The following is a 20477-nucleotide window of genomic DNA, read 5'->3' as shown; positions in this document are numbered from 1 at the left end:
CTACGGCAGGTTGCGGGCCATGACGATGCGCTGGACCTGGTTGGTGCCCTCGTAGATCTGGGTGATCTTCGCGTCCCGCATCATCCGCTCCAGCGGATAGTCGCGGGTGTAGCCGTAGCCGCCCAGCAGTTGGACCGCGTCGGTGGTGATCTCCATCGCGGCGTCGGAGGCGAAGCACTTGGCCGCGGCGCCGAAGAAGGTCAGGTCGCTGTCGCCGCGCTGGGAGCGAGCGGCGGCGGCGTAGGTGAGCTGGCGGGCCGCCTCCAGCTTCATGGCCATGTCGGCGAGCATGAACTGGATGCCCTGGAACTCGGCGATCGCCTTGCCGAACTGCTTGCGCTCCTTGACGTACCCGGCCGCGTAGTCCAGCGCGCCCTGCGCGATGCCCAGCGCCTGGGCGGCGATGGTGATCCGGGTGTGGTCCAGGGTCTTCATCGCGGTGGCGAAGCCGGTGCCCTCGGCGCCGATGATCCGGTCGGCCGGGATGCGGACGTTGTCGAGGTAGACCTCGCGGGTCGGCGAGCCCTTGATGCCCAGCTTCTTCTCCGGCGCCCCGAAGGACACCCCCTCGTCGCCCTTCTCCACCACGAACGCGGAGATGCCCTTGGATCGCTTGTCGGGGTCGGTGACCGCCATGACCGTGTAGAACTCGGAGACCCCGGCGTTGGTGATCCAGCGCTTGACGCCGTTGAGCACCCAGAAGTCGCCGTCGCGCACCGCGCGGGTCTTCATCCCGGCCGCGTCCGAGCCGGCGTCCGGCTCGGACAGGCAGTAGGAGAACATGCCCTCGCCGCGTGCCAGCGGGGCCAGGTACTTCTGCTTGATCGCCTCGTCGCCGGAAAGGATCACCGGCAGCGAACCCAGCTTGTTGACCGCCGGGATCAGCGACGAGGAGGCGCAGACCCGGGCCACCTCCTCGATCACGATCACCGTCGCCAGTGCGTCGGCGCCCGCGCCGCCGTACTCCTCGGGTACGTGCACCGCGTGCAGGTCGTTGGCGGTCAGCGCGTCCAGGGCCTCCTGCGGGAAGCGGGCCTGCTCGTCCACCTCGGCCGCGAACGGAGCGATCTTGGACTCGGCGAGCGAACGCACCGCGTCCCGGAGCATCTCGTGCTCCTCGGAGACCCGGAACAGGTCGAAGTCCGCGGACCCGTTGGACGAACCATTGGACGCCATGCGCCTCACCCCAAGTTATCTACCGTTAAGTAACATGTGCTCCTCCCCGATTCTAGAGCTTCCGGCCCGTAGTCCGTTGCGTGACGTCCGCAACAGCGTTCAGACTTCGCGGGTAGTATCCGCAGGCCCTCTTACTTACTTGCTCGACCAATCCATCCGGCGGAAGGACGTTCAGCGCCGTGAAGATCACCGTTATCGGGACCGGCTACCTGGGGACCACCCACGCGGCCTGCATGGCAGAGCTCGGCTTCGAGGTCCTGGGGCTCGACATCCTTCCCGAACGGGTCGCCGCACTCGCCTCCGGGAACGTCCCGATGTACGAGCCCGGCCTGGAGGAGCTGCTGCGCAAGCATCTGCGCGGGTTCGAGGGCTCCACCGGACGTCTGAGCTTCACCACCTCCTGGGAGGAGGTCGGTGCCTTTGGCGACGTCCACTTCATCTGCACCAACACCCCGCAGCGGCGCGGCGAGTTCGCCTGCGACATGTCCTATGTGGAGTCGGCCTTCGATCTGCTGGCGCCGCATCTGACCAGGCCGACCCTGGTGGTCGGGAAGTCCACCGTGCCGGTCGGCAGCGCGGACCGGCTCGCCCGCCGGCTGGCCGAGACGGCTCCGGCCGGCGCCGCCGCCGAGGTCGCCTGGAACCCCGAGTTCCTGCGCGAGGGCTTCGCCGTCGACGACACCCTGAACCCGGACCGGCTGGTCATCGGCGTCCGCAGCGCCGAGGCCGAGGCCACCCTGCGCGAGCTGTACGCGCCGCTGATCGACAAGGGCACCCCGCTGGTCGTCACCGACTTCCCCACCGCCGAGCTGGTGAAGACCGCCGCCAACTCCTTCCTGGCCACCAAGATCTCCTTCATCAACGCCATGGCCGAGGTCTGCGAGGCGTCCGGCGCCGACGTGGTGCAGCTCTCCGGCGCCCTCGCCTACGACACCCGGATCGGCGGCAGGTTCCTCAACGCCGGTCTGGGTTTCGGCGGCGGCTGCCTGCCCAAGGACATCCGCGCCTTCATGGCCAGGGCCGGGGAGCTGGGCGCCGACCAGGCGCTGACCTTCCTCCGCGAGGTCGACTCCATCAACATGCGGCGCCGTTCGCGGATGGTGGAGCTGGCCCGCGAGCAGTGCGGCGGCGGCCTGCTCGGCCGCCGGATCGCGGTGCTCGGCGCGGCCTTCAAGCCCGACTCGGACGACGTACGCGACTCCCCAGCGCTGAACGTGGCCGGACAGCTCCAGCTCCAGGGCGCGCAGGTCACCGTCTACGACCCCAAGGCCATGGACAACGCGCGGAAGATGTTCCCCGCGCTGAACTACGCCGAGTCCGTAGTGGAGGCCGTCACCGGCGCCCATGTCGTGCTGCACCTCACCGAGTGGCAGGAGTTCCGCGCGATGGACCCGGACGAGCTCGGCGCGGTCGTCGCCGAACCCCGGATCCTGGACGGCCGCAACGTCCTGGACCCGCAGCAGTGGCGCGAGGCCGGCTGGACCTACCGCGCGCTGGGGCGCCCCAGCTGAACCCGGCCCGACCAGGAATGCGGTCGCCCGCCCGCCGGTTCTCCGGAGTGACCGGAAGAACCGGCGGGGCCGAGGGAGCAGACCGATGAGCAGTTACGGCGACGACGCCACCGTCCGCGAGATCCTGGAGGGCTCCGGCGACACCTGGGCGGTGGTCGGCCTCTCCAACAACACCGCACGCGCCGCCTACGGCGTGGCCAAGGTGCTGCAGCGGTACGGCAAGCGGGTCGTGCCGGTGCACCCCTCTGCCGAGACGGTGCACGGCGAACAGGGCTACCCCTCGCTGGCCGCCATCCCCTTCCCGGTGGACGTGGTCGACGTCTTCGTCAACAGCCGCCTCGCCGGAGCAGTCGCCGACGAAGCGGTCGCCGTCGGCGCCAAAGCGGTCTGGTTCCAACTGAACGTCATCGACGAGGCCGCGTACCGGCGCACCCGCGACGCCGGGGTCACCATGGTGATGGACCGCTGCCCGGCCATCGAGATCCCACGGCTGCCGCGCTCTACGTAAGCGTTTGCTGAGCGCGCAGTTCCCCGCGCCCCTGAGGGTCTGCAACTGGCTCAGTTGCAAACGTCAGGGGCGCGGGGAACTGCGCGCTCAACCATGCACTACCTGCACCAGACCCGCTCACCCCCAACGAACGTCTGCTCAACCCTGGTAGCCCCGATCTCCTCGGGAGCCCCCGCAAAAGGATCCCGGTCCAGCACCACCAGATCCGCCACCGCCCCCACCCGAATGCTCCCTGCGTCGTCGAAGTGATTCACATACGCAGAGCCCGCCGTGTAAGCAGCGACCGCCGTGCCGAGGTCCAGCCGCTGGTCCGGCAGGAAGACGGGGTGCGCGCCGTCGCCATAGCCCCTGCGGTTGACCGCGGTGTGGATGCCCTGGATCGGGTCCGGGCTGCTGACCGGCCAGTCACTGCCCGAGGCCAGCGTCGCGCCGGCGCGCAGCAGGTCGGCGAAGGGATACTGCCACTGCGCCGAGTCCCCGCCGAGGAAGGGGATGGTGAGCTCGTCCATCTGCGGCTCGTGCGCCGCCCACAGCGGCTGGAGGTTGGCGACCGCGCCCAGCGCGCGGAAGCGGGGGACGTCGTCGGGGTGGACGACCTGCAGGTGGGCCAGGTGGTGCCGGGTGTCACGGAATCCGTTGGCGGCGCGGGCCGCCTCCACCGCGTCCAGGGCCTCGCGGACCGCGCGGTCGCCGAGGGCGTGGAAGTGGACCTGGAAGTCGAGGGCGTCCAGCTCGGTGACGTAGTCGCGCAGGGCGTCCGGGTCGACGAAGCTGAGGCCGCTGTTGGCGGTCGAGCAGCCGCAGCCGTCCAGGTAGGGGACGGTCATCGCGGCGGTGAAGTTCTCGGTGATGCCGTCCTGCATGATCTTGACGGAGTCGGCCCGCAGCCGTCCGACCCGGAGCCGCTCGCGCCGCTCCACCAGCTCGGGGATCTGCTCCGCGCCGCGCGACCGGTCCCACCACAGGGCGCCGTTGACCCGCGCGGTGAGGCGGCCGTCGGAGGCGACGGCGAGGTAGGCGTCGGAGGGGTCGGGCTGGCCGTTGAAGACACCGAGCAGCGCGTCCTGCCAGGCGGTGATGCCGAGGGAGTGCAGCAACTGCTGCGCCCGCAGCAGCCCGGCGACCCGGTCGGCCAGGGTGGTCGGCGGGACGACGCGGGCGACCAGGCCGGTCGCGCCCTCCTGCAGGGTCCCGCCGGGGGATCCGTCGGCCTCGCGTTCGATCCGTCCGTCGGACGGGTCCGCCGTTGCGGCGGTGAGTCCGGCCAGTTCCAGGGCCCGGGTGTTGGCCCAGGCCCCGTGGTGGTCCCGGTTCAGCAGGTAGACCGGACGGTCGGGGACCAGGGCGTCCAGGAACTGCCGGGTGGGGGTGCCGCCGGGGAAGCTCTCCATGGACCAGCCGCCGCCGGTGATCCACTCCCGCTCGGGGTGCGCCTCGGCGTAGGCACGGATGCGGCGGCGGTACTCGTCCGGGTCCGTGGTGCCGGTGAGATCGCACTCGCCCAGTTCCACGCCGCCGTAGACGGCGTGGATGTGCGCGTCCTGGAAGCCGGGCAGCAGCATCCGTCCGGCCAGGTCCACCACCTCCGTCCCGGGGCCGATCAGCTCGCGGACCTCGTCCTGGCCGACGGCGGTGATCCGCCCCGCGGTGACGGCGACGGAGCCGGCCCGGCTGCGGGCACCGTCGACGGTGAGGACGGGGCCGCCGGTGAGGACCAGGTCGGCGTGGGTGGTACTCCCACCCTCCGGGGGGCGACCCCCCGTACCCCCACGTGAACCCGACGTGGCCGAGCTCGCCGGGGCAGATGCTGCCGCTTGTGGGTGAGTAGTCATGCGGGCTCCAGGTGGTGCGGGTGGACGAACAGTCGAATGGCGAGCGGTCAGGCGGACAGGCCGGCCTCCGACAGGAGATCCACGGCGTCGGCGTCGGTGCCGCGGCCGGTGGTGAAGTAGTCGGACCTGCGGACCCACTTGGCCCACGCCGCGACCAGCAGGCCCGAGACGATCATCAGCGCCGGGATCGTCAGCTGGAACCAGCCGTTGGCCGCGTCCACCGCGAAGTGGTCCGTCGAGTGGTAGAAGGTCCAGCACAGGTAGCCGCCGAGGGCGAACAGCACCAGCGCGCTGAGCACCGGGACCAGCACCGCCCGCACCCCCTCCCAGGGCGCCGTGCGCAGCAGCCCGCGGAACCGGCTCGCCGCGGCCAGTGCCGTCAGTCCGTAGTACAGCGCCACGACGATACCGATCGCGTTGACGGCGGCGCTGATCAGGTCGCTCACCTTGGGGATGACCAGGGCCAGCACGGCGATGGCGGCCGCGATCGCGCCCAGCAGCAGGGTCCCGGCGGCCGGGGTGCCGTAGCGGGGGCTGATCCGGGCCCAGACCGGGCCGAGGGTGCGGTCCCGGCCCATCGCGAACATGCCGCGCGCGCTGGGGATGACGCCGGCCTGCAGCGAGGCGACGGCCGAGAACATCAGCGCGACCAGCGGCAGCGCCGCCAGCGGCTGGTGGGCGAGCCGGTTGCCGAAGTAGGTGAGGCCCTCGGCGCCGTGGTCAGCCAACTGGCCGACGGTGAGCACCCGTTGGAACGCGGTGGCGCCGAGCAGGAACAGGCCGAGCATGGTGAACAGGGCGATGGTGCCGCCGCGTGAGGCGTCACGCGGGTCGCGGGTCTCCTCGCTGACGCTGAAGGCCGCGTCGAAGCCCCAGTAGCAGAACACCGCGAGCACCATGCCCTGGGCGAGGGCGCTGAGCGACGGGATGCCGAAGGGGTTGAACCAGTCCAGGCTGAACGGCTGGCTGCCGGCGAACAGGCCGTAGCCGCAGAAGCCCAGCAGCACCAGGTACTCGAAGACCAGCAGATAGCGCTGGAGCCGGGCGGCCACGGCGACCCCGGTGGTGGCCGCGATCACCACCGCGACCAGGACGAACAGGCCGATCAGCGTGGACTGGAGGGTGGAACCGGGGTTCAGCGTGATGCCGGCGACGCCGGTGAGGTGGGCCTCGCCGAGGAACTGCAGGATCGCCGAGCCGGTGACGGTGGTGGTGTAGGCCATGAACACCACCGTGCCGACCAGGTTGACCCAGCCGGAGAGGAAGCCCAGCCAGGGGCTGAGCGAGCGGCCGACCCAGACGTAGCTGTTGCCGCAGTTGGGCTCGACCCGGTTGAGCCGCCCGTACGCCCCGGCGATGCCGAGGATCGGCAGGAACGCCAGCAGCATGATGATCGGCAGGTGCAGCCCGACCACTCCCGCGAGCAGCCCCATCCCGATGCCGATGCTGGAGGTGGCGGCGGTACTGGACGCGGCGATCACCACACCGTCCACCACGCCGAGGGATCTGCGCATCTCGTCGCTCATCAAAGCCACCCATCTGCCGCACCGGCTGCTGTTGGAGCGCCATGGAACCCTGCGTTCCGGCACAAGGTCAATGCTGTTGACATAAGGTGCGGAGATGACGACCACCCCCGACCGGTCCGTGGTGACCGAGGACGCCCGCCGCCGGCGCCGTCCGACCAAGCAGGGCACCGTCCTCTCCGAGGCGCTGATCGTGGAGACCGCGCTGCGGCTGATCCGGCAGCACGGCGCGGCGGCGCTGACCGTGCGGCGGCTCGGCGCCGCGCTGGGCGCAGACCCCAGCGCGCTGTACCGGTACTTCCGCAACACCGACGACCTGCTGCTGGCCGTCGCCGACGAGCTGATCGGCCAGGCCTGGACCGGCTGGCAGTCCACCGGCGGCTGGCGCAGCGACCTGCGCGAGCTGGGGCTGCGGATGCACGCCGCGTACCAGCAGCATCCGCAGGCGGCGATGCTGGCGACCTACCGGGTCACCGGGCGCGCCAACGAGGCGCGGGCGATCGAGATCATCCTCGGGGTGCTCCGCGGCGCCGGCTTCCCGGACCCCGAGGCGGTCCGGCTCTACCACGGCTTCGTCGACCTGGGCCTGGCCTTCGCCGCGCTGGACGCCGCGGGGCTGGCGCTGCCGCCGGAGGCGCGGGCCGCGGAGCGGGACGTCTGGAACCACACCTACAGCGAGCTACCGGCTGCGACGCACCCCAACATCGCGGCGGTGGCACGGCTGCTGCGGGCGGAGATGGGGCGGAGCGCGTATGCGCAGACGCTGGAGCAGTTCCTGGAAGCGGCTGAGGTGCGGCTTCAGGAAGTGGGGAGTTGCTGAGGGCTTTTCGGGCGCGGCGTCTGCCTGGTTGTTCGCGCAGTTCCCCGCGCCCCTGGGGGTCTGCAACTGGCTCAGTTGCAAACGTCAGGGGCGCGGGGAACTGCGCGACAAGCCATCTACGGTCCGCAGCCGCGAACCCTACCGGTCCAGTTGCTCAATCGTGGCGATGGACGGCGCCTCCCCGACGAGCGACCGTGCGACCCCTTCGGCCTCGCGCAGGACCCGCACGGCGTTGCCCCAGGTCAGCTTGGAGAGGTCACCCTCCGACCAGCCCCGACTGAGGAGCTCGGCGATCAGGTTCGGGTAGCCGGAGACGTCGCTGAGGCCGTCGGGGGTGAAGGCCGTGCCGTCGAAGTCGCCGCCGATGCCGATGTGGTCGACGCCGGCCACCTCGCGCATGTGGTCCAGGTGGTCCGCCACGGTCGAGGCCGAGGCGCGCGGGCTCGGGTTCGCCGCCTCGAACGCCCGCTGCACCACCATCGCCTCCGGGGTGGTCTCCAGCGCGTGGAAGCCGTGCGCCTCCAGGTTGGCGTCGGCGGCCTTCGTCCAGGCGATCGCCTCGGGGAGGATGAACTTGGGTACGAAGGTGACCATCGCCACGCCGCCGTTGACGGCCAGCTGCTCCAGCACGTCGTCGGGGATGTTGCGCGGGTGGTCGCAGACCGCGCGGGAGGAGGAGTGTGAGAAGACCACCGGTGCGCGGGTGACCCGGATCGCGTCCCGCATGGTGTCCGCGGAGACATGCGAGAGGTCGACCAGCATGCCGAGCCGGTTCATCTCCCGGACGACCTCCTCGCCGAAGCGGGTGAGGCCGCCGGCCACCGGCTTGTCGGTGGCGGAGTCCGCCCACGGCAGGTTGTCGTTGTGAGTGAGCGTCATATAGCGGACGCCCAGGGCGTACAGGGCTCGCAGCGTGGCCAGCGAGCAGTCGATGGAGTGCCCGCCCTCGGCGCCCATCAGCGAGGCGATCCGGCCCTCGGCGCGGACCGTCTCGATGTCGTCGGCGCTGAAGGCGAGCCGGAGCCGGTCCGGGTAGCGGGCGGCGAGCGCCCGCACGCAGTCCATCTGCTCCAGCGTGGCGCTGACGGCCCGGTCCCCGGCGAAGTCCGAGCGCACGTACACCGACCAGAACTGCGCGCCGACCCCGCCGGCCGTCAACCGGGCCAGGTCGGTGTGCAGATGGGCGCTCTGGTCGGTGGCGATGTCACGGGCGTCGAGGTCGTATCCGACCTGCTGGCGCAGCGCCCAGGGCAGGTCGTTGTGCCCGTCCACGACGGGGTGCTCGGCGAGCAGCGCCCTTGCCCGGTCCAGCAGTTCGGGCGCGGGGGCGGTCCAGTCCGTCAGTTCGCCCATCCGTCCGCTCAGCCCCCGAAGCCGAAGCTGTTGCCGCCGCTGACCTTGGCCCGCAGCTTCTTGCCCTTGTCGGTGGCCTGGCTGTTCAGCTCCTGCTGGAAGTCCCGCATCCGCTCGGCGAGTTCGGGGTCGAACGCGGCCAGCTGACGGACCGCCAGCAGTCCGGCGTTGCGCGCCCCGCCGATCGACACCGTCGCCACCGGGACCCCGGCCGGCATCTGCACGATCGACAGCAGCGAGTCCATGCCGTCGAGGTACTTCAGCGGCACCGGCACGCCGATCACCGGCAGGGTGGTGACGGAGGCGAGCATCCCGGGCAGGTGGGCGGCGCCGCCCGCGCCGGCGATGATCGCCTTGAGGCCGCGCCCGGCGGCCTGCTCCCCGTACTCGACCATCTCGCGGGGCATCCGGTGCGCGGACAGGACGTCGACCTCGTAGGCGACCTCGAACTCGTCGAGGGCCTTGGCGGCGGCCTCCATCACCGGCCAGTCGGAGTCCGATCCCATGACGATCCCGACCAACGGCTGCTCAGGCATGCGTTGTCCCCTTGTCCACTTGTCTCTACTACTCAGTGATGTCGCCGCGCAGGTAGGCGGCGGCATGGCGGGCACGCTCCCGGACGTCGTCCAGGTCGTCCCCGAAGACTGTGACGTGGCCCACCTTACGACCGGGCTTCACGTCCTTGCCGTACATGTGGATGCGCAGCCCGGGATCGCGGGCCATGCAGTGCAGGAACGCGTGGTACATGTCCGGGTAGTCGCCGCCGAGGACGTTGAGCATCACGGTCCAGGGCGCGCGCGGCCGGGGGTCGCCCAGCGGCAGGTCGAGGACGGCGCGGATGTGGTTCTCGAACTGCGAGGTGACCGCACCGTCGATGGACCAGTGGCCGGAGTTGTGCGGTCGCATGGCCAGCTCGTTGACCAGGATGCGGCCGTCGCGGGTCTGGAACAGCTCGACCGCGAGATGGCCGGTGATGTCCAGTTCGCCGGCGATGCGCAGCGCCAGTGCCTGGGCCTCGGCGGCAAGGTCTGCGGAGAGGCCGGGGGCCGGGGCGGTTACCTCGTGGCAGATGCCGTCCTTCTGCAAGGACTCGACCACCGGGTACGCGACGGCCTGGCCGTGCGGGGAGCGCACCACATCGGCCGCCAGCTCCCGGACGAAGTCGACCTTCTCCTCGGCGAGGACCGGAACGCCGGCCCGGAACGGCTCCGCCGCCTCGGACTCGTCGCCGACGACCCAGACCCCCTTGCCGTCGTAGCCGCCACGCGTGGTCTTCAGCACCACCGGAAAACCGGAGCCCTCGGCGGCGAAGGCGGCGACGTCCTGCGGGTCGGCGACCAGCCGGTGCCGGGGGCAGGGCACGCCCAGCTCGTCCAGCCTGGCCCGCATCAGCCCCTTGTCCTGCGCGAACACCAGCGCGTCCGGCCCCGGCCTGACCGCGACGCCCTCGGTCTGGAGCGCCCGCAGGTGCTCGGTGGGGACGTGTTCGTGGTCGAAGGTGATGACGTCGCAGCCGGCCGCGAAGCGCCGCAGGGTGTCGAGGTCCCGGTAGTCACCGAGGACGACGTCGTTCACCACCAGGGCCGCGGAGTCCTGCGGGGTGTCCGCGAGAAGCCTGAACCTCACGCCCAGCGGGATAGCCGCCTGGTGAGCCATTCGGGCGAGCTGCCCGCCGCCGATCATGCCGACTACTGGAAAAGTCACACCCCTGAGGATATAGGTGCCCGCAGTTCGGCATCACCGCAGGCCAGGCCGCCGGGGCAGTTCCGGTGCCGGCACTGCCCCCTGTCCGCCGATCGCGCCGACACAGGGATCGTCTATCGTTGATGTTTACGGTCCTGGAGCTTTGAGGCTCTGCAGCCAGGACTCGCGTGTGAGTCCCATGAGATGCCTGCGCTGGCCCACGATGAAGCGGGTACGCGAATTAGCATGAGCAGCGCTCCCCCACAGCCCTGAAAGAGACGGACATCGATGACCTCGACCCCTGGTCCTGCGCCCGCAGCGCCCAACGTTCTGCGTCGGCTCGTCCATGAGCTGGCCAAGTTCGGGATCGTCGGCATAGTCGGCGTCGTCGTCCAGCTGGTCGCCTTCAGCATCCTGCTCGACTCGATGCAGACCGTGCGCGCCAACGTCGTGGCAACGCTGATCGCGATCGGCACCAACTACATCGGCTACCGGTACTGGGTGTACCGCAACGCCGACAAGAAGACCCGGTCCCGCGAGATCACCCTGTTCCTGATCTTCAGCGGCATCGGCCTGCTGATCCAGAACGCCGTGCTCTACGCGCTGACCTACGGCCTCGGTCTGGACACCAAGATCGAGAAGCTGGTGTGCACCGTCGTGGGTATCGGCGTCGCCACGGTCTTCCGCTTCTGGTCCTACCGGACCTGGGTCTTCAAGGCCGTTCCCGAAGCAGCCGCGGCCGTGATCGAGGCGGCCGACGCCGTCGGCCAGGCCGAGCGGATCCTGGCCGCCGAGCAGGTCAAGCTGAGCACCGGGCACGCCGAATTCCAGGCGAAGGCCAAGGAGCTCTAAACCCTTACGTTCTTACTTTGCGCTCCCGCTCCCCGGACCCTCAGGGCGTCCGAGGCTTCCTCCTATTGCTCGGCCCTGCCGAGGAAGAGCGCGAACACCGGAGGCCGCTGGGACAGCAGTTCCAGTCGGCCTCCGTCCGCTTCCGCCAGGTCGCGGGCGACGGCCAGGCCGATGCCGGTGGAGTTGTGGCCGCTGACGGCGCGCTCGAAGACCCGCGCGCCCAGCTCGCTCGGGACGCCGGCGCCCTCGTCCTGGACCTCCAGCACTACCGAGGAGCCTCGGACCCGGGTGCGGATGGTGACCGCGCCGTCGCCGTGCATCAGCGAGTTCTCGATCAGTGCCGCCAGCACCTGGGCGACCGCGCCCGAGTTGCCCAGCGCCAGCAGTCCGGGCGGGCCCTCCAGGTAGAGGGTGCGTCCGGCGCGGCGCAGCGCGGGGCTCCACTCCTCGGCCTGCTGCTTGATCACCTCGTCCAGCTCGAACGGCTTCGCCGAGCTCTTGCGCTGGTCCCGGCTGTTGGTGAGCAGCCGCTGCACCACGTCGGTGAGCCGTTCCACCTGACCCAGGGCGATCGCGGCCTCCTCCCTGACCGTGGTCAGGTTGTCGGTCTCGGCGATCTCCTCCAACCGCATCGACAGCGCGGTGAGCGGGGTGCGCAGCTGGTGCGAGGCGTCGGCGGCGAGGCGGCGTTCGGCGGTGAGCATCCGGGCGATGCGCTCGGCGCTGGCGTCCAGCACCTCGGCGACCCGGTCCAGCTCGACCACGCCGTAGCGGCGCTGCCGGGGACGCGGGTCGCCGGAGCCCAGGCGTTCGGCGGTCTCGGCGAGGTCGGTGAGCGGACGGGCCAGCCGCTTGGCCTGCCAGACCGCGAGCAGCGCCGCCGCCACCAGGGTGAGCACCGCGACCAGGACCAGGAGCAGCAGCATGTTGCGGATATTGCGGTTCAGCGGCCCGCGCGACTCCTGGACGGTGACCTTCTCGCCGTGCGGCCCGGTCTCGGTCGCACTGACCGGGTTGCCGCCCGACGGCTTCGCACCGAGCGTGATGGTCGGCTGTCCCGGCACCTCGACCACGGCGTAGCGCTGGGCGTTCTGGCTGGTCAGCCCGGACAGCGCCTCGGCGTCGATGGGCTCGCCCGCGACCAGACGGTTCTCCACGACCCCGATCAGGTGCAGCGCCTCCGAGGAGACCTGCTCCTGGGCGTTGTTCTCGATGCTGCGCTTCTCGACCAGGGCGAGCGGGGCGCAGAACAGCGCGACCACCACCAGGACGACGGCGAGGGTGGAGTTGATCAGCCGGCGCTGCACGTGTGAGGGTCAGCCCTTCTCGAAGCGGAAGCCGACGCCGCGCACGGTGGTGATGTAGCGGGGGCTGGCGGCGTCGTCGCCGAGCTTCTTGCGGAGCCAGGAGATGTGCATGTCGAGGGTCTTGGTGGAGGTCCACCAGGTGGTGTCCCAGACCTGGCGCATGATCTGCTCGCGGGTGACGACCCGGCCGGCGTCCCGCACCAGCACCCGGAGCAGTTCGAACTCCTTTGCGGAGAGCTGGAGTTCCTCCTCGCCGATCCAGGCGCGGTGCGACTCCACGTCGATCTTCACACCGTGGGCGCCGGTGGTGAGGTCCACCGTGCCGCGGCGCAGCAGTGCCCGGACCCGGGCGAGCAGCTCGGCGAGCCGGAACGGCTTGGTGACGTAGTCGTCGGCGCCCGCGTCCAGGCCGACCACGGTGTCGACCTCGTCGGCGCGGGCAGTGAGCACCAGCACCGGGAAGCCGTGGCCGTCGGCGCGCAGCCGTCGGCACACCTCCAGGCCGTCCATCCCGGGCAGTCCGAGGTCGAGCACCAGCAGGTCGATGTTGCCGCCCTCGAGACCGGCCTCCAGGGCCGAGGGGCCGTCCTCGCGGACCACGACCTCGTAACCCTCGCGGCGCAGCGCGCGGGCGAGCGGTTCCGAGATGGCGACGTCGTCCTCGGCGAGCAGTACACGGGTCATGCCCTGATCGTAGTGCCCGGCGCTGCGCGAACGGCCCTTCCGCCCACAGCCGCTCAGCGCGGTCGGCGGAGCCGGCGCCAGGGGGTGAGCACGAACACCGCCGCGCCGACGAGCAGGACGCTGGCGCCGAGCAGGCCGAGTGCGCGGAGGCTGGAGCTGTCCCCACCGGTACTGGCCAGGTTGCCGCTGGACGAGGAGCTGGTGGTGGAACCGGTCGTGGAACTGGAGGAGCTGCTGGACGAGGACGAGCTGGAGGAGGAGCTGCTGGGCGAGCTGGACGCCGTCGTCCCGCCGCTGCTGCCGCTCCCGGAGCCCTGCGCGACGGTGACGGTGAGGCCGACCGCGGGCGAGTCCGCGGTGCACACGGTGTCGGTGCCCAGGACGGTGATGGTGTACGCCGCGGGGCTGAAGGTCACCGTGCCGGCCGCGGTCAGCTTGATCGTTCCGGTCATCGGGGAGATCACCATCGGGGAGTTCTTGGGGATCTTCGGGTTGACCATCGGCCCGCTCACCGCGACCGTGCCGGACTGGACGCCGCCCAGCTTGATCCTGCCGCTGGGTTTCACCGTGTTGGCCGCCAGGTCGATGATGCCGGGGTTGTTCGATGCGGCCTTCACCGTCGTCCAGGTGATGGTGATGGTGTCGCCGACCTTCGGCGAGGAGCTGGAGCTGGTCACATTGGCGATCGAGGTGCCGTGGACCGTGCCGAGGCCCACCCCCGCGGGCGGTATGCAGGTGGTCGCGAAGCTGAGGTCCGCGGCGGCGGCCGGCTGAACTCCCATGAGCAGCGATGCACCGGCCGTGGCGAGCAGTGCGCCCCAGGCGAGCCTGTTTCTGTTCACGCGTCGATTCCTTTGTCGAGGAGGGTGGAAGATCCGAGGGTGGAAGAACCAGGGGTGCGGGCCTGGGCGGTACGGGAAGGGGGGTCGTCCTCGTCCGTCCTGGGCAGCGCCGGGCCGTAGCCGGGCGCGAACCAGGGCAGGGTGGGCGCGAGCGGAGCCGTACGGGGTGGCCGGGGCGGGTGCACGGGCATCGGCGGGAGCACGAGGGTGTCGTACCCCTGACCCGGGGCGGTGTGCGGCGGCCGAGGGCCCGGCCTCTGGTCCTGGTTCAGGGCCAGGTCGGGCCGTAGCCGGTCGACCACGGCGAGCCCGATCCTGAACAGGCCCACCGGGACCACCACGCACAGCAGCAGCCAGAACAGGGCGACTCCCCAGGGGTGCGGAAGGGTCACCTGCTGCGTCGTCAACTCGGTCCCGTTGTACTGGAGTTCGACGGAGTAGCCGCCGTGCGCGCCGGCGGCGAAATCCAGCGGTATGTCGATCTCCTGCCTGCCCCCCGGCGCGATCACCCCGCTCCACTGGAACTCCTGCCAGTCCGGGGCGAAGACGGAGTGCCAGATGCCCGTCCGGAACACCGGATCGGTGATCGCCGAATTGCCCACATTGGCGATCACCGCCTTGAACGTGCGGTGCGGCGGCGCTCCGAACCAGGTCATCAGGGAGCCGCCGCCGCTGACGGTCGCGGTGAGCGGGAGCAGCGTGCCCGGAGACTGCTTGACCGGGACGCTGGCGACGCCGATCACCGGAAAGGCAGTGTTCACCGTGATGTTCCCGCCGGTCACCGTGGTGGCATGGATGACGCACGGGCACGGCTGCGGCGGCTTGACCACCGGCAGCTGCACGGTGAAGCCGCCGCCGGCCGTGGTGGTGAGGGCGCGTCCGCTGCCGTTGGCGCAGTCGTCCGTGCCGTCGACCCCGTTCTGGCCGCAGAGCAGCACGGTGAGCAGGGTGCGCGCCGGCCAGCCGGTCCCGGTGATGGTGGTGGTCGAGCCGGGTGCCGCGGTGCCCGGGGACGCCGTCACTGCGGCGCCCGGCGTTGCGGCGCGCGCCGGGGCCGCCCGCAGCGCGACCGGTAGTGCCAGTGCCAGCAACAGCACCCCGGCGAGCAGGGCGGCCCGGCGCGGCAGCGACATCACCGTCATGCGGCGGCCTCCACGCGTACCCGTCCGCGCCGCCAGGACCAGCCGCCGCCGCGCTGCGCCCGACGCCGCCGCGACCGGAGCCGGCGGGCGCCGATCAGCAGGCCGATCAGCACCAGGACCAGGCCGACGAGGAACCAGGGGACGGCGAAGAAGCTCGTGCCGGCGGTCGCCGAGATGTCGGTACCGGCGACCGACAGCTTCAGGCTGACGTGGTCGAACTGCGGCGGATGCGGCCAGGGGACGCTGAGGGTGACGGACTGGCCCGGCAGCAGGTCGATGCCGAGGTCCTTGGGGGCCGCGTTGAGGACGGTGCCGCCGAACCATCCGCTGGCCCTGAGCGCCAGCGTGGGGTGCACGGTGGTGTTGCCCCGGTTCACCAGGGTGTAGTGGACGGTGGCCGAGGACGATCCGAGCCCGGGGATCAGCGGAGCCCTGCGGCTCACCGAGACGTTCTGCAGCGTCACCGCCGGAACGGCCGGTCCGGACACCCGCAGATAGACGCGGGCGCCTACAGCGCGCTGGATGCCGACGGCGACCTTGCCGTTGCTGCCGGTCCCGACGGTGGCGGTGTCGAGGGCGACGATCGCGCCGGGGTGGTCCCCGGGCTCGGCGCCCTTGGGCACCGCGATCGTGAACGGGATGTCGGCACGGTGGTGCGCGGGGACGGTCAGCCTGTTCACCTTGAGGTGCGCCCAGGCGCCCACGCCGAGCTGCGGCTGGTTGGCCGCGCGCAGCGCGAACCCGCCGTCGCGCGGGGTGTTGTAGGCGTCGGCGCCGTAGAGCTGGAAGGTGATCGGCTGGTCGGAGGTGTTGAAGACGGAGACGGTGTCGCTGACGGTCGCCCCGGGGGCCGCCTCCAGATAGAAGTACTCGCGGTCCGGAAGCGCGTTCTTGGCCTTGGAGGCCGGGACCGGGTAGACCGCCCAGCTCCCGTTGTCGGCTGCGGGCGCGATCGCGGGCGCGGTCGCGGGCGCCGCGGCGGGGGCTGCGGCGGGGGCTGCGGCCGGGGCCGACCCCGCACCGAGGAGGAGGCCGCCGACGGCCAGCAGCGCGGCCAGCAGCACCCTGAGCAGACGGGGTGTCAGTGGTCGACGGTGGTACATCGGCGGTCCTCCAACGGTGCGGGGTCGGGTGAGGGGAACGGACGCCCTAGAGGGATCGGACATCCCGGAGGGATCGGGTGCGGTGCGGGATCAGGCGCCGTGCGGGATCAGGCGCCGTGCGGGATCGGGCGCCGTACGGGCTCAGGCCAGGGTCAGCGTGAGCGTCGAGGTGTAGTTGCCGGGCGCGGTGAACGCCGGGACGTTCAGCGAAAGGTCCGCCGTGGCGCTGAACTGACCACCGGTCAGCGTCGCCGCGGGGGTGCTCGCCAGGGTCGCCCCGGCCGTGCCGACGGCGCCCGCCGAACCGGCGGCGCAGGTGCTGGGGCTGCCGGAGGTGGTGCTGCAGGCAGGCGTCCAGCTGAGGTTGGCCGCCGGCAGGGTGCTGCCGGAGGGGCCGACGAAGTTGGTGTTGCTGGCGGTCAGCGACCAGCCGCTGGCACCGCCGCGGTAGTCCTTGACGGTGATGGCGTTGAGCGATCCGGTGGAGCTGCCGCCGGTGCCGAAGTCGACCGGGGTCATGGTGACGGTGTCACCGGCCTGGGTCATGCTCAGCGTTCCGCTCTTGACCGAGCTGTTCAGCGTCTGGGACACACCGCCGGGCGGGGTGACCGGGATGACGGTGTACGCGACCGGCGGCGCCGCCGTGGCAGCGCTGTAGGCCGTCCCCTCGAAGGCGATGATGCCTGTGGTCGCCGCCGCGTTGACGGTCAGCTGGACGCTGAACGCGCCTGTGCTGTCCGCCGTGGCGGTGGTGGCGTCACCCGTCGCGGTGGTCCCGGCGAAGCCCGCCACGGTGACGGAGGCGCCGGCGGTGAAGCCGGTGCCGCTGACCGTGGTCTTCGCACCGGGCGCGCCGGAGCTGGGGTTGTCGGTCACGACCCGGTTGTTTGCTGAGGTCGCCGGGCTGGCGGTGATGGTGTTGGAGACGCCGGCCGGCGGGGTGTCGATGGTGCAGGGGATGTCGATGCTGATGATGTAGTTGGAGTTGATGTTGTAGTTACTCGGTGTCAGCGTGATCGCCCCGGCCGCGGAGACCACGAAGGTCCCGGTCATGGTGAAGCCGGGGAAGGCCGCGTTGCCGGCCACCGGAGGGTTGGTACGGGTACCGGTGACGGCGACCGTCCCGCTCTGCGCGCCGCCGAGGGTGACCGTGCCGGTGGGCAGGACCACGTTGGCGGGGAGCGCTGTCGCCGTGGGGTTGCCCGCGGCGGGCGTCGTCACGTCATAGGTGACGGTGACGGTGTCGCCGACCTTGGGAGTGGCGTTGGAGACGGTGATCTCCGAGGTGGTGGTGCCGTGGATCGGCGACAGGCCGAGGCTCGCCGGGGGTGTGCAGGTGGTCGCGTACGACACCGGCGTGCCGGCGGTGTCCGCCTGCGCCTGTCCGACGAACGCCAGCGGCGCCGCCAGGGCCAGCGCGAGGAATCCTGCCTGGAGCCCGCGGCGTCTGCGCCGCGGCGTATGTCTGTGCGAACTGTGGAACACGATCGTGGTGCCCCTTTCGGTGAAGGCGGCGGCTATCGCCACGCCCGCTGCGTGACAGCCGTCACGGCCACCGGAGCCGATCTGCCCGGGTGAGGTGCACCAGGACTATTCTTCGATCGGCGCTACGGTGCCGTGCGGGCCGGTCGCCCCTTGTCTCCCTTGCCGTCGACGGGGGCGGCCGGCCTCCTGCATGTGTGCCGTTTCTGTGCTCACCGCCTTGGCGGTGCCCATCATTGACGACCCGTCAGATTTAGAAGTCAAGGCATCCGCCCGGCCGACCGGGGCCGCCGGGGGCCGCCGGGGCCGCCGGGGCAGAAACAGCACCTCTCCCAGACCGCCCAGCAGAACCGTCCCGCCAAACAGGCCGAAGGCGCAGCACAGGAGCCCCCGCCGCCAGCCTCCCGCCACTTCTCCCGACCACGACCCCGCCCTTCGCCTCCGCAACTCCCGTACTGACGGTTCGTCAGATTCCAGCTGACGGTACGCCGTTCGGCGGGCGGGCGGAACCGCCATGCACGGATGTTCTCAGTGAGCGGTGGGAGGATCGGGGGCGGCGGGGGCGGCCGCTGCGTCGGGGGAGGCGGGGCGGCGCCCGTTGGTGCGGCGGGGTACGTCTGCGACCGAGCCCCCTTCCAGCGGCCGAGTGACCGGTGCGCGCTCGCTCCCGCTGACCGTCCGTCACCTCCATGGGGCACGATGGTCGGCCCCGGGCTGAGGTGGCTCGGCTCCGCCTCGCGGCAACCACGACGAGGGGGCGGTCGGTGGGGCGTGCGTTGCCGGGTGGCGCGCCGGCGGGTGGGCCTGCAGAAACCTTTCTTCGGGCCGGATTGCCCGTGCTGGGGGGAGTTACAACCACACTGGGGTGAATTACACCCATATATGGTTGCTACGCCCCCCAGCCTGGTTGCAACTCCCCCCAGGTAACCCGATTGGGGGACACACTCGCCCCGCCCCGCGCCCCCGGCGAGCGCTCCGCGCCGGGCCCAGGCCGCCCCCGGCCCCTGTCGCGCGGCGAAGCCGCTTCTGTCCGGGCGCGAGCCCGGGAAACGGCGGGCCACGCGCCCCACCCAGCGCTGCCGTTGCAAGCGCGGAGCTCCACCCCCGCCCACCGCCAAACGCTCCGCGCCAGAGCGCCCCCACCCCCGGCCCTTGTCGCGCGGCGAAGCCGCTTCTGTCCGGGCGCGAGCCCGGGAAACGGCGCCCAACACGCCCCACCACACGCTGCCGTTGCAACCGTGGAGCGCCACCCCCGCCCACCGCGAAACGCTCCGCGCCGGAGCGCCCCCACCCCCCGCCCCAGTTGCCGGCGCGAAGCGCCTTCCTTCCGGGCGGAGCCCGGGAGACGGTGGGCGAGGTCGCGGCACGGGCGTTGCCGTTGCAGGCGTGGGGCGTAGGGGCCCGTTACGCCGTCCCGCCTCCCCCGGCGCCGGCGCCGACGACCAGTTCGCCCCCGCGCCACACCGCAGCGACCAGCGGGACCCCCGGGCGGTAGGCCAGGTGGACGTGGGAGGGGGCGTCGAGCAGGGCGAGGTCGGCGCGGGCGCCGACCATTACTCGGCCGACGTCGGTGCGGCGCAGGGCGGCTGCGCCGCCGGCCGTGGCGGACCAGAGGGCCTCGTCCGGGGTCATACCCATCTCCCGGACCGCGACGGCGATGCAGAAGGGGACGGACGTGGTGAAGCTGGAGCCCGGGTTGCAGTCCGTGGAGAGGGCCACCGTCGCCCCGGCGTCGAGGAGACGGCGGGCGTCGGGGTAAGCGGCGCGGGTGGAGAACTCGGCGCCGGGCAGCAGCGTCGCCACAGTGGTCCCCGAGGCGGAGGCGAGGGCGGCCACGTCGGCGTCGGAGAGGTGCGTGCAGTGGTCGGCCGAGGCCGCTCCCAGTTCCACGGCGAGCTGGACGCCGGGGCCCTCGGTCAGCTGGTTGGCGTGGATCCGGGGCGTCAGACCCCGCTTCGCGCCGGCCGTCAGGACCGCCCTGGCCTGGTCACCGTCGAAGGCGCCGCGCTCGCAGAAGACGTCCACCCAGCGGGCGTGCTGGGCGCAGGCGTCCAGCATGGGTCCGGTGACCAGGTCGACGTAGGCAGCCGGGTCGTCGGCGTAGTCGGGGGAGACGACATGCGCGCCGAGGTAGGTGGTCTCGTCGGTGTGGCGACCCGCGATGCGGAGGGCGCGGGCCTCGTCCTCGACGGTGAGTCCGTAGCCGGACTTGCACTCCAGGATCGTGGTGCCCTGGCGCAGGGCTTCTGCGACGTAGCGGGCGACATTGGCGTCCAGCTCGGCGTCGGTGGCCGCGCGGGTGGCGGCGACGGTCGTACGGATGCCGCCGGCGGTGTAGGCGGCACCGGACATCCGGGCGTTGAACTCGGCGGTGCGGTCGCCTGCGAAGACGAGGTGCGAGTGCGAGTCCACGAAACCGGGGATGACCGCGCGGGCACCTGCGTCGAACCGCGTGTCGGCGTCGGGGGCCGAGGCGGCGGGTCCGACCCACGCGATCCTGCCGTCAGCAATCACAAGGGCGGCGTCGTTCAACAGGCCCAGCGGACCATCGCCGATGGACGGATCATTGGTGACCAGGCTCCCGATCCCCGTGATCACTGTGCTGCGCATACACACCTTCCCAAAGTTGCAGAACCTCAGGGGCGCGGGGAACTGCGCT

At 71.4% G+C, this 20477-nt stretch carries 17 protein-coding genes; 4 read left to right on the top strand and 13 right to left on the bottom strand.

What is annotated here, in order from left to right; all coding sequences use genetic code 11:
• Complete coding sequence (locus ABH941_RS32845) at window positions 1–1176, bottom strand: acyl-CoA dehydrogenase family protein (RefSeq protein WP_370133235.1); 1176 nt, start codon at window positions 1174–1176, stop codon at window positions 1–3.
• A gap of 179 nt (window positions 1177–1355) precedes the next feature.
• On the opposite strand from ABH941_RS32845, the gene ABH941_RS32840 reads away from it, so the two are divergent.
• On the top strand, window positions 1356–2687 hold the full coding sequence (locus ABH941_RS32840; protein WP_370133234.1) for a UDP-glucose/GDP-mannose dehydrogenase family protein: 1332 nt from the start codon (window positions 1356–1358) through the stop codon (window positions 2685–2687).
• Window positions 2688–2772: 85 nt separating this feature from the next.
• On the top strand, window positions 2773–3195 hold the full coding sequence (locus tag ABH941_RS32835; RefSeq protein ID WP_370133233.1) for a CoA-binding protein: 423 nt from the start codon (window positions 2773–2775) through the stop codon (window positions 3193–3195).
• A 98-nt stretch (window positions 3196–3293) separates the two neighbouring features.
• Here the strand turns inward: ABH941_RS32835 and ABH941_RS32830 are convergent, their stop codons facing one another.
• A complete protein-coding gene (locus tag ABH941_RS32830; protein WP_370133232.1) occupies window positions 3294–5027 on the bottom strand; it encodes an amidohydrolase in 1734 nt (577 codons plus the stop codon).
• Between the two features lie 47 nt (window positions 5028–5074).
• Window positions 5075–6553 (bottom strand): APC family permease, encoded by a 1479-nt coding sequence (locus ABH941_RS32825; RefSeq protein ID WP_370133231.1) that lies wholly within the window; start codon window positions 6551–6553, stop codon window positions 5075–5077.
• Window positions 6554–6647: 94 nt separating this feature from the next.
• Here ABH941_RS32825 and ABH941_RS32820 point away from each other — a divergent pair, with 94 nt between their 5' ends.
• Complete coding sequence (locus ABH941_RS32820; protein WP_370133230.1) at window positions 6648–7370, top strand: helix-turn-helix domain-containing protein; 723 nt, start codon at window positions 6648–6650, stop codon at window positions 7368–7370.
• Between the two features lie 138 nt (window positions 7371–7508).
• Here the strand turns inward: ABH941_RS32820 and ABH941_RS32815 are convergent, their stop codons facing one another.
• The 3 genes from ABH941_RS32815 to ABH941_RS32805 are packed head-to-tail and all read right to left on the bottom strand — an operon-like array spanning window position 7509 to window position 10427.
• Entirely contained in the window at window positions 7509–8723 is a 1215-nt protein-coding gene (locus tag ABH941_RS32815) for a dipeptidase (RefSeq protein ID WP_370133229.1), read from the bottom strand.
• Between the two features lie 8 nt (window positions 8724–8731).
• Entirely contained in the window at window positions 8732–9259 is a 528-nt protein-coding gene (gene purE, locus ABH941_RS32810) for a 5-(carboxyamino)imidazole ribonucleotide mutase (protein WP_370133228.1), read from the bottom strand.
• Between the two features lie 28 nt (window positions 9260–9287).
• A complete protein-coding gene (locus ABH941_RS32805; RefSeq protein ID WP_370133227.1) occupies window positions 9288–10427 on the bottom strand; it encodes a 5-(carboxyamino)imidazole ribonucleotide synthase in 1140 nt (379 codons plus the stop codon).
• 267 nt (window positions 10428–10694) lie between these two features.
• Between ABH941_RS32805 and ABH941_RS32800 the strand changes: the two genes are divergently transcribed.
• Window positions 10695–11258 carry a GtrA family protein gene (locus ABH941_RS32800; protein WP_370133226.1) on the top strand — a complete coding sequence of 188 codons (564 nt, stop codon included), beginning with the start codon at window positions 10695–10697 and terminating at the stop codon, window positions 11256–11258.
• Window positions 11259–11320: 62 nt separating this feature from the next.
• Here the strand turns inward: ABH941_RS32800 and ABH941_RS32795 are convergent, their stop codons facing one another.
• The 7 genes from ABH941_RS32795 to hutI all read right to left on the bottom strand — a co-directional run bounded on the left by ABH941_RS32795 (window position 11321) and on the right by hutI (window position 20428).
• Window positions 11321–12565, bottom strand: coding sequence for an ATP-binding protein (locus ABH941_RS32795; RefSeq protein WP_370133225.1), 1245 nt, complete (start codon window positions 12563–12565; stop codon window positions 11321–11323).
• A gap of 9 nt (window positions 12566–12574) precedes the next feature.
• Complete coding sequence (locus tag ABH941_RS32790) at window positions 12575–13249, bottom strand: response regulator transcription factor (protein ID WP_030264200.1); 675 nt, start codon at window positions 13247–13249, stop codon at window positions 12575–12577.
• A 53-nt stretch (window positions 13250–13302) separates the two neighbouring features.
• Entirely contained in the window at window positions 13303–14091 is a 789-nt protein-coding gene (locus ABH941_RS32785) for a hypothetical protein (protein ID WP_370133224.1), read from the bottom strand.
• Window positions 14088–15233, bottom strand: coding sequence for a hypothetical protein (locus ABH941_RS32780; RefSeq protein WP_370133223.1), 1146 nt, complete (start codon window positions 15231–15233; stop codon window positions 14088–14090). The genes ABH941_RS32785 and ABH941_RS32780 overlap by 4 nt, the downstream gene beginning before the upstream one ends.
• Window positions 15230–16336 (bottom strand): WxL protein peptidoglycan domain-containing protein, encoded by a 1107-nt coding sequence (locus tag ABH941_RS32775; protein WP_370133222.1) that lies wholly within the window; start codon window positions 16334–16336, stop codon window positions 15230–15232. Before ABH941_RS32775 ends, ABH941_RS32780 begins: the two co-directional genes overlap by 4 nt.
• A 141-nt stretch (window positions 16337–16477) precedes the next feature.
• Window positions 16478–17857, bottom strand: coding sequence for a WxL domain-containing protein (locus ABH941_RS32770; protein ID WP_370133279.1), 1380 nt, complete (start codon window positions 17855–17857; stop codon window positions 16478–16480).
• A 1365-nt stretch (window positions 17858–19222) separates the two neighbouring features.
• Entirely contained in the window at window positions 19223–20428 is a 1206-nt protein-coding gene (gene hutI, locus ABH941_RS32765) for an imidazolonepropionase (RefSeq protein ID WP_370133221.1), read from the bottom strand.
• Window positions 20429–20477 lie beyond the last annotated feature (49 nt).

The sequence above is a fragment of the Streptacidiphilus sp. EB103A genome (genome assembly GCF_041261405.1).
GTDB lineage: Bacteria > Actinomycetota > Actinomycetes > Streptomycetales > Streptomycetaceae > Streptacidiphilus.
The sequence above is the reverse complement of the archived record's forward strand: the minus strand, read 5'-3'. Positions and strand labels throughout refer to the sequence as shown.

Bases quoted from the DNA above. Each gene is read 5' to 3' on its own strand.
- ABH941_RS32845 (WP_370133235.1), bottom strand. From the start codon at position 1,176: ATGGCGTCCAATGGTTCGTCCAACGGGTCCGCGGACTTCGACCTGTTC.
- ABH941_RS32835 (WP_370133233.1), top strand. From the start codon at position 2,773: ATGAGCAGTTACGGCGACGACGCCACCGTCCGCGAGATCCTGGAGGGC.
- ABH941_RS32830 (WP_370133232.1), bottom strand. From the start codon at position 5,027: ATGACTACTCACCCACAAGCGGCAGCATCTGCCCCGGCGAGCTCGGCC.
- ABH941_RS32825 (WP_370133231.1), bottom strand. From the start codon at position 6,553: ATGAGCGACGAGATGCGCAGATCCCTCGGCGTGGTGGACGGTGTGGTG.
- ABH941_RS32820 (WP_370133230.1), top strand. From the start codon at position 6,648: ATGACGACCACCCCCGACCGGTCCGTGGTGACCGAGGACGCCCGCCGC.
- ABH941_RS32815 (WP_370133229.1), bottom strand. From the start codon at position 8,723: ATGGGCGAACTGACGGACTGGACCGCCCCCGCGCCCGAACTGCTGGAC.
- purE (WP_370133228.1), bottom strand. From the start codon at position 9,259: ATGCCTGAGCAGCCGTTGGTCGGGATCGTCATGGGATCGGACTCCGAC.
- ABH941_RS32800 (WP_370133226.1), top strand. From the start codon at position 10,695: ATGACCTCGACCCCTGGTCCTGCGCCCGCAGCGCCCAACGTTCTGCGT.
- ABH941_RS32790 (WP_030264200.1), bottom strand. From the start codon at position 13,249: ATGACCCGTGTACTGCTCGCCGAGGACGACGTCGCCATCTCGGAACCG.
- ABH941_RS32780 (WP_370133223.1), bottom strand. From the start codon at position 15,233: ATGACGGTGATGTCGCTGCCGCGCCGGGCCGCCCTGCTCGCCGGGGTG.
- ABH941_RS32775 (WP_370133222.1), bottom strand. From the start codon at position 16,336: ATGTACCACCGTCGACCACTGACACCCCGTCTGCTCAGGGTGCTGCTG.
- hutI (WP_370133221.1), bottom strand. From the start codon at position 20,428: ATGCGCAGCACAGTGATCACGGGGATCGGGAGCCTGGTCACCAATGAT.